The organism is Acidithiobacillus sp. TH-A67 (assembly GCF_057473545.1).
The window spans coordinates 1-7,642 of the sequence record NZ_JBYCKU010000049.1; the positions used below are offsets into that span (position 1 = coordinate 1).

At 59.0% G+C, this 7,642-nt stretch carries 8 protein-coding genes; all 8 read right to left on the reverse strand.

Annotation, left to right across the window (positions count from 1 at the left end):
- Positions 1 to 317, reverse strand: a 317-nt coding sequence (locus tag AC2VNM_RS07725) for a DUF192 domain-containing protein (RefSeq protein ID WP_486913078.1), incomplete at its 3' end; no start/stop codon positions are given.
- On the reverse strand, positions 314 to 1,309 hold the full coding sequence (locus tag AC2VNM_RS07730) for a type II secretion system F family protein (protein ID WP_483166821.1): 996 nt from the start codon (positions 1,307 to 1,309) through the stop codon (positions 314 to 316). The genes AC2VNM_RS07725 and AC2VNM_RS07730, both read right to left, overlap by 4 nt.
- A 1-nt stretch (position 1,310) precedes the next feature.
- Positions 1,311 to 2,165, reverse strand: coding sequence for a type II secretion system F family protein (locus tag AC2VNM_RS07735; RefSeq protein ID WP_483166822.1), 855 nt, complete (start codon positions 2,163 to 2,165; stop codon positions 1,311 to 1,313).
- Entirely contained in the window at positions 2,152 to 3,846 is a 1,695-nt protein-coding gene (locus tag AC2VNM_RS07740) for a TadA family conjugal transfer-associated ATPase (protein WP_483166823.1), read from the reverse strand. Before AC2VNM_RS07740 ends, AC2VNM_RS07735 begins: the two co-directional genes overlap by 14 nt.
- 3 nt (positions 3,847 to 3,849) lie before the next feature.
- Positions 3,850 to 5,370, reverse strand: a complete 1,521-nt coding sequence (locus AC2VNM_RS07745; protein WP_483166824.1) for a type II and III secretion system protein family protein — start codon at positions 5,368 to 5,370, stop codon at positions 3,850 to 3,852.
- Between the two features lie 21 nt (positions 5,371 to 5,391).
- Positions 5,392 to 6,639 carry a Flp pilus assembly protein CpaB gene (gene cpaB / locus AC2VNM_RS07750; protein ID WP_483166825.1) on the reverse strand — a complete coding sequence of 416 codons (1,248 nt, stop codon included), beginning with the start codon at positions 6,637 to 6,639 and terminating at the stop codon, positions 5,392 to 5,394.
- Between the two features lie 19 nt (positions 6,640 to 6,658).
- Positions 6,659 to 6,835 (reverse strand): hypothetical protein, encoded by a 177-nt coding sequence (locus AC2VNM_RS07755; protein WP_483166826.1) that lies wholly within the window; start codon positions 6,833 to 6,835, stop codon positions 6,659 to 6,661.
- A 69-nt stretch (positions 6,836 to 6,904) separates the two neighbouring features.
- On the reverse strand, positions 6,905 to 7,642 hold a 738-nt coding region (locus AC2VNM_RS07760; RefSeq protein WP_486913079.1), incomplete at its 5' end, for a hypothetical protein.

Below are 7,642 nucleotides of genomic sequence, written 5' to 3' on the forward strand. Positions count from 1 at the left end.
TGCCAGCGTTCGATGGCGCCAGCCGCCAGTTCGATCGTATCTCGTACCCCACGTACCCGTGGCCAGGCATACTGCCAGGGACGAAGTCCGGCACGCAGACCAAGAATCCTGCCTGTACCATCGAGCCAGACGATATCGATGGCGATGCGCATGCCCCACATATGTACGGCGCTACAAGGGCGCAGCCAGAGTGCCTCGTCATCGGCCAGACCGCGTCTTCCCAAGAGTCCGATTGCCCGGGAAAGCGGATCGCGGGCCAAGCGGGCGCGGGGCCAAAGACAGTGATCTTCCCGCCAGATCCCTCCGCGCTCGCTCACGTCGCCACCTCCTGCACATATTTCATGTAGATGACAAAGGCGAGTACAATGAAGACGATGGGGAAAATGAACATGACCAAGGGTGCCAGGAGCTTTACCGGCGCTTCCAATGCGGCTTTCTCTGCGCGCAAAAAGCGCTCTTCCCGACGCTGCTCCGCCTGTGCCTTCAGTACCGGAGCCAGGCTTCCCCCGCGCTCTTCCGACTGAATGATGGCGGTGACCAGACTGCGCAACTCCTGCATCGCTACGCGCTCGCCAAAACGGCGAAAGACTTCTATGCGCGGCATACCCGAGCGCAGATCCCGCAAAATGATGCGGAATTCGTTGCGTAATGGCCCTTCCGGTCCCTTATCTACGGCAATCTGGATGGCGCCCGTCAGATTCAGCCCCCCCTCCACCATCAGGGTGATAAAATCCAGATAGACGGGCAAATCCTTCAAAATTCTCTTCTGCCGTTTTTTGGATTGTTCCACCAGCCAGAGATCAGGGTAAAAGCTGAAAAGCAGCACTCCGAGCAGGGTGAATTCCCAACGGAAGACCCCCAGAGTGGCATAGACAAAAAGTGCGAAGGCCAGGGGAAAAAGCGCAGACAAAATCTTGAGCGCAAAGAAATCGCGGGGGGTGATGAGATAATGGAGACCGGCCTTTTGAATACGGGGAGCACTGCGGTAGATGAGCTTGTCGGGCAAAAAGCGAACGATGGTGGAATCCACAAAACGTACCAGGGGCCAGACCTTGGCCAAGCCCTTGGGTAAGGGATCCAGATACTCGCGCGGCACTTTATCCACTGCCCGATAGAGCAGGGAGAAGCCGTAGATGCCTGCCCCCACCACCAGGGCAACAAAAACCCCGACGAGGAGAAAGGGAAGCTGTCCGGATCTGCCTGCCAGAGCAAGCAGGGTTCGTTCACCAAAATAGACCAGCAATAGCAGCGCGAGCCCAGCGCCAAGCAACGCAACCAACCACGCCTGCCAGGAACGTATGGGCATCATTTTACACCTCGATACTGACAATCTTGCGGATACCCCAGTACCCGAGCAGTTCAAGCACCAGGGCAATGCCCAGCACTCCCCATCCCTTGTAGGTGTTGAAAAGAGCGCCGGTGGCAGCCGGCTCGATGTGCAGCAGTGCGAGCACAATGAGCACCGGCAGGGCGGTCATGACCAGACCCTGCAATTTTCCCTGGGAGGTCAATGCCTTGATTTTTTGCTCCATCATCAAGCGCCGACGGACGGTTTCTCCCAGGCGCTGCAGGGTATCCGCAAGGTTGCCCCCCACCTCCCGATTGATGCGCAGGGCGGAGACCACCAGATCGAAATCCTGCGACCGGATGCGCATGGCCAGATTCCCTACAGCGTCCTCGAAAGAAACGCCCAGACGCTGTTCCCGAACGACCAAGGAAAGTTCCTGACTCATGGGGGCGCTGAGATCCCGAGCCAGGCCCTCAAGAGTCTGCCCCAGATTGGCCCCACCGCGCAGAGCCGATGCCATCATGAGCAACGTATCGGGAAGTTGCTGGTGCAAGCGGTCGAAACGCCGCGCCTTGAGGTAACGGAGCAGCAGCCGGGGAGACACCGCCACCAGCAGCGCTACGGCAATCACCAGGGGCAACGAGGGTATCAGCAGATACATTAGCAGCGGAATCAGCAGCAAGGCACCCAGATTCAGGCGCCAAAGCAGACTGGGATCAGCAAACAGGAACATGTCCGCCAGACTGCTTTTGGTCGTCTGGGTAAAGGTCACCCGCTGGCGGGCCAGGACCGTACGTGCGCCTTGGGTAAGAACAAAGAACAGTACCCCTACGGACAGAAAGACCAGAACAGCAAAGCCCAGCTCAGGACCGCTCATGTTCTTCCTCCAGGAAAATGCTCGTATCTACCGGCAGGCCACGAGCCCGCATCTCCTCGTAGAACTCCGGCATGCTCCCACTGGCGCGGAAGCTACCCCGCACCTTGCCGTCGGCCCCGAAGCCCTGCTGCCGGTAGCTGAAAAGTTCCTGGAGCTGGATGACGCCGCTTTCCGTACCAGTGACCTCCACTACGGCCGTGAGCTTTCGGGAACCGCAGGAAAAACGGGTGATCTGCACGATAATGTCAATAGCCGAGGCAATCTGCTCGCGAATGGCCGCCAAGGGCAGCTCCATGCCTGCCATCATCACCATGACCTCCATACGGGAAAGCATGTCGCGGGGGCTGTTGGCATGGGCGGTGGTCAGGGAGCCGTCGTGGCCGGTGTTCATGGCCTGCAGCATGTCCAGGGCCTCGCCGCCACGACACTCACCAACCACGATACGGTCGGGTCGCATACGCAGGGCATTGCGCACCAGCTCGCGGATGGGAATGGCGCCTTTCCCTTCGACGTTGGCCGGGCGCGCTTCCATCGATACCAGATTCGGTTGATACAGTCGCAGTTCCGCCGCGTCTTCAATAGTCACGACCCGTTCCCGCGGCGGGATATAGTTGGAAAGGACATTGAGTAGCGTTGTCTTGCCCGAGCCGGTCCCTCCGGAAATGACAATATTCTTGCGCTGTTCGACAGCCACCCGCAGGAATTCGGCCATGCGCGGCTCTACCGAACCAAAGCCGATGAGATCCTCCATCTGCAGACGCTTTTTGCTGAACTTCCGGATGGTGATATTGGCGCCTTTCAGCGCCACGGGCGGAATGACGGCATTGACGCGGGAACCATCGTGGAGTCGCGCATCCACCAGGGGTGAGCTCTCATCGATGCGCCGACCGATGGGAGCGACGATGCGATCGATGATGTGCCGCACGGCCTGCTCACTACTGAACACCGTTGGCGCAGGCTGCAGACGCCCGGAGCGCTCGATGAAGACCTCGTCGAAGCGATTGACCATGATTTCCGTAACGGTTTCGTCGGCGAGCAGGTCTTCCAGAGGCCCCAGACCTACGGCCTCATCGACCACCTCTTTGATCAGACGCTCCCGGTCCAGTTCTGGCGGCAGGCGCATGCCCTGTACCACCTCACTGGCGAGCTGGGTGACCATGCGCTGCAGTTCCTCCCGGCTCATACTGCTGAGATCCAGCCGACGCAGGTCCATCTGCGTGCGCAAGCGTTCCTCGATCCCCTGACGCCACTGCATCCAGCGCGGATCGACGGGCATCGTCCGAGGCAAATCCGGCTCTGGCGCAGACTGGGGCTGGGCCGTGACGACAACTCGCTCCGCATCAGCCTCCTCCGTGGGGCTCGTCGGAGAGGATGGCAAGGTACTCTGCGAGGCTTCCCGCTCAACCCGAACCGTCACCCCAGCCACTTCGATAATATCCCGGTCGCTCAGGGGACCGTACCATTTGACCCGCTCCCCATTGACGATGATGGAGCCGAGTGCGCCTACGGCCTCTGCATGTACGCCATCCTCTCGCTGCACGAGCCGCGCATGCTCTTTGCCGACGTTCCAACCCTCCAAGCGCAGATGCGCATCGGGGGAACGCCCAATGACGCAGACTCCGTCATGGGGCTGAACGGGCAGCAGTCCGTGCTTTTGATGCTGTGCGACGACACGAAACATGTCCTACTCCTTGGTCGAAGGATCGGTGACAGTCGGGTTGGGGCGCGGCTGCGTTACCACCAGCGGCGGCTGAGGGTGCGGTGCCGGCAGCGCTTGCGTTTCGGGATACGGCACGCGCGAGCCAAGAGTTTTATCCACCGCGCCCCGGATTGGGGAATTTTTGGGCAAGGTGTTCTTGAACTCGTCTTTCATGCCGACCGCTCGCGAAACCTGACGAATGTTCTCAAGCGAGGCAGGCGATACCACGCGAGGAGTCACCAGGATGACCAAATCGGTGCTGCCAGCCTGGAAATCTGTCGATTTGAAGAGGTTGCCCAGGATAGGGATATCTCCGAGCCAGGGCAGCTGAGAGGCACTCTTGGCAGTCTTGGGGTTCACCAATCCCGAAATAACCATGGTCTGACCGTCTCCGACATTGATATCGGCCTCACTGCGCCGGGTGGTAAAACCGGGCACGTTCAGACCATTCAGAACCACACTGGTACTCGGATCGATTTCCGATACATCGGCCAAAACGTGCATGGTAATGTTGTTGTCGTCATCGACCTGGGGCCTGAAATCCAGCTGAATGCCATAATCCCTGTAGGTGACGTTTTGAAACGCCGCCGTACCCGACGCCAGCGCCTGCAGAATGGGAACCTGCCCGCCCGCCAGAAACTTGGTTTCGCCGCCGCTGCGGGTGCTGAGTTGCGGGTTGGCGATTTGATACGCGTCGCCTTTACTCATGGCCAGGTTAATTTTGGACAACATCCCGGTGATGATTCCAACATTCGAGACGCCGGCGATGGGTCGAGCCAGGTTGGTTAAATCGATTACCCCATCCAGGCCCGGAGGCGTAGGCGTCAAGCGAATACCGGTCCCAGCGACTGGCGGTTGAGTGAGATCCTGGCCCAGGGGAACCAGGGGCACATTGCGCGGGCCAACAAAATCTTTGCCATAACCAATGAAAGGACCAGCAATCTGCTTAGTCCAGTCGACACCCAGATTCTCCAGTGCCGTTTTTTTGATTTCCAGAACATTGACATCGAGCCAAACCATTTTTTCCATCTTGAAAGGTGCCGGGCTGGCCAGAACGATGGTTTTGGGATAGAGAGTCTGCAGCTGCGTGATCCGGGTCAACAGCGTAGCCGGCAGATTTTTCCCGTCCACCACGACGTGGTCGCCAACAATGCGGACTGTGACGGGCACACTGCTGTTGGTGAGCAGCTCCCGCATTTCGGCGGCAGCACGGCCCACGTTTTTGGGTGCTACCAACACACGATACGCCTCCTCTCCGCCATCCTTGAACCACACCCGAAGACTGGTTTCGCCCTCGCCATCGCCGAGCAGCAGCAATTCCCTGCCGTCAACCACGGTAGTGCTCAGCACCTTACCATCCCCAACCGCTACGCGCTTCACCGGCTTGGTGGGTATCACCCGCACCTGGCCGGCGTACAGGTCAAGGGTGGGATCCTCTGCGGCCAAGGCGGGAGCAGCCAGCAGAGTACTGATAAGAACAGGCAACAGTTTCTTACCAAATAACATGAGGTTTCCTTTGTGCAGAGGTTAACGGGGGAGAAAAGGCCGCGAAGCGTCCACGGGCGGCAGCAACTTGTCTATCTGAACTGGACGCGGTACTGCATCGCCAGAAGCAGAGACTTCCTGACGAGCAAGACCTTGCTGTTTCTGGCGTGACCCATCGGCCAGGCGGCGCAGCCCGCTGATGTCGAGGCGCTTGTTGACCTGGCCGTTCTGACCCGTACCGCCAACAATGTACTCGATGGAATCGGCGGCATAGAGCGGTCCGTCTTTGCGATCGCGAATTCCCAAGATGTCGCGGACAGTGTAGACCTTGTTGGAAGCGGCCACCTGAGAATCATGGCTACGCAGCACGAGCTGCAATTCCCCCAGTCGCTTCGCAAGAACCAGCTTCTGAATCTGCTCCGGCTTCAGCTCCACGGTCACGGTGTTGAATTGTGCCGGTTGTCCCGTCATGGCGGGATCGTTGTTCATATTGGCAGCAGAATCGGAGGCTACGGTGCGTGTCCCCGTCGCAACAATTTTAAGATCCCGCTCGAGGAATCGCACCCCATCTTTGGGGAGCTTGCTCTCCTGCTCCGTGCCTCCAGCACGAAAAATGAGCGGTCCGCCGGTATTGCCAGCCAAACCGGTAAGCGCCGCGGGGCCCTCCAGTGCGCCGGGGCCAGCGGATGGCAACACATCCTGCCCCGCTTTCAAAAAGCGATCCCGAGCCCGACCCTGCCCGCTACCCTGCGGTTCATCACTTGCTGGCCCGGCATAGAACCAGAGCACATCCACGTGGTCGCCAGGCTGCAGCATGCCATCGAGGGTGCTGATGCTATCGAAGGTAAAGGTCATCGCCAGTTTGTCCGGATCGATGATGTCTGCCAGGGTACGCCGACCGCTGAGATAGGAACTCAGTATCGGCTTTCCTTGTAGCAAAGGAACATTGACCCGATGGCCTGAATAACTGTCGAACGTTTCCGGCGTGATGACATCGGCAGGAGCCGTATCACCAGGAATGTTCCGCGCTGCTACCATACCAAGATCCAGAATCGTCCCTGCAGGAATGTCGCGGACGGGCACTACCGCGCGGATCATATTATCGGCTCTATTTGCATATAGTCTTGCCAGTACCGCTTCCTCGCGAGACCGCAAGGTGTGCACGGCGAGGAAGGCAGCTGCCAGGCCAGCCACGATGGCGACGGCCAGAATCAGCCAGCCACCCAGGGCGCGGGCCGGCTTTTTTTGAATGTTTCCGGATTCGAAATCATTGGGGAGTTGCGTAGCCACTTTCCTTCCTTTTTCAGTGTCAATCAACCACAGGCTGGGATGCCGCCCAGGAGTAATCGCTGTAGAAACCGCGTAGCGCCACGGAAAGCTGCGTCAGCACTGAGGCGTTGTCTGGCAATGTTCCCGGAACGATTGAGGGAATGGGGGCGAGCAAAATAACGACCGCCGCAAGCAGGACCACCAGATATTCGATCATCGATTGTCCTCTTTGCGTCTTGCCGGTCCCAGTACTGGTTCTTGCTTCTGGTCTCATAGCTGATCTTCCTCATTTCCTTTTTTGCCAAACGAGTACAACCTGCGTCCCCATCCCGGCATGGGCGGGGAAGGCAAAATCCAAACTCCCGCCCGCCCTCGCCAGACTCAAGCGCGTGGAGGTTGTGCTCAATGCGTCCGCCACTTTCCATCCGTGAGCCTGCGCCTGCCGGAGAAACCAGGCGCGCAGTTGTGCCACGCTCAGCCCACTTTGCAGCACGAGAACCCGGCCCTCTTGGCCACCGGGGTCCAGCGTTTCGAGATCAGACTGCAGGGCGGTCCCATCAGGCAGAGCTACCGGCAGAGGATGGGGCTCGGCGTGAGCGTCCATCCGCAAGGTAGAAAGCTCCCCCTCGATGTGATTGCCTACCTGTTGCCACTGCGCCGTCTGCGAATAAGGCTCGTGAATACACGACCACAACTGCTTCATCCCAAACGCCATCGCTTGGAAACTTCCGCTTTCTGCCTTGCAACTGCGCTCCATAGCCCGACGGAATTCGTCAACGCTCATCCTCCCGCCGAAAATGGCCATATTCACGGGTACACCATTGAGGCGCATTTCTTTGGCCAAAGGTCTTTCGCCCAGGCTCTCTGGCAAGGGCCAGAGGGGTAAGTCCTCTGCCTGTGCACAGGGCGATAGTGCCGCAAGACCCAACGCCAACAAGGAATGTAAAAAAAGGCGCATTTTGGCCATCGGATCACGGCCCCGGGTACGGAGGAATCGGCGGATAGGGCTGCAAACGATCCCCAA

Excerpts from the sequence above, each read along its gene's own strand:
- AC2VNM_RS07740 (WP_483166823.1), bottom strand. The coding sequence starts at position 3,846 with ATGTTTCGTGTCGTCGCACAGCATCAAAAGCACGGACTGCTGCCCGTT.
- AC2VNM_RS07745 (WP_483166824.1), bottom strand. The coding sequence starts at position 5,370 with ATGTTATTTGGTAAGAAACTGTTGCCTGTTCTTATCAGTACTCTGCTG.
- AC2VNM_RS07730 (WP_483166821.1), bottom strand. The coding sequence starts at position 1,309 with ATGATGCCCATACGTTCCTGGCAGGCGTGGTTGGTTGCGTTGCTTGGC.
- AC2VNM_RS07755 (WP_483166826.1), bottom strand. The coding sequence starts at position 6,835 with ATGATCGAATATCTGGTGGTCCTGCTTGCGGCGGTCGTTATTTTGCTC.
- AC2VNM_RS07735 (WP_483166822.1), bottom strand. The coding sequence starts at position 2,165 with ATGAGCGGTCCTGAGCTGGGCTTTGCTGTTCTGGTCTTTCTGTCCGTA.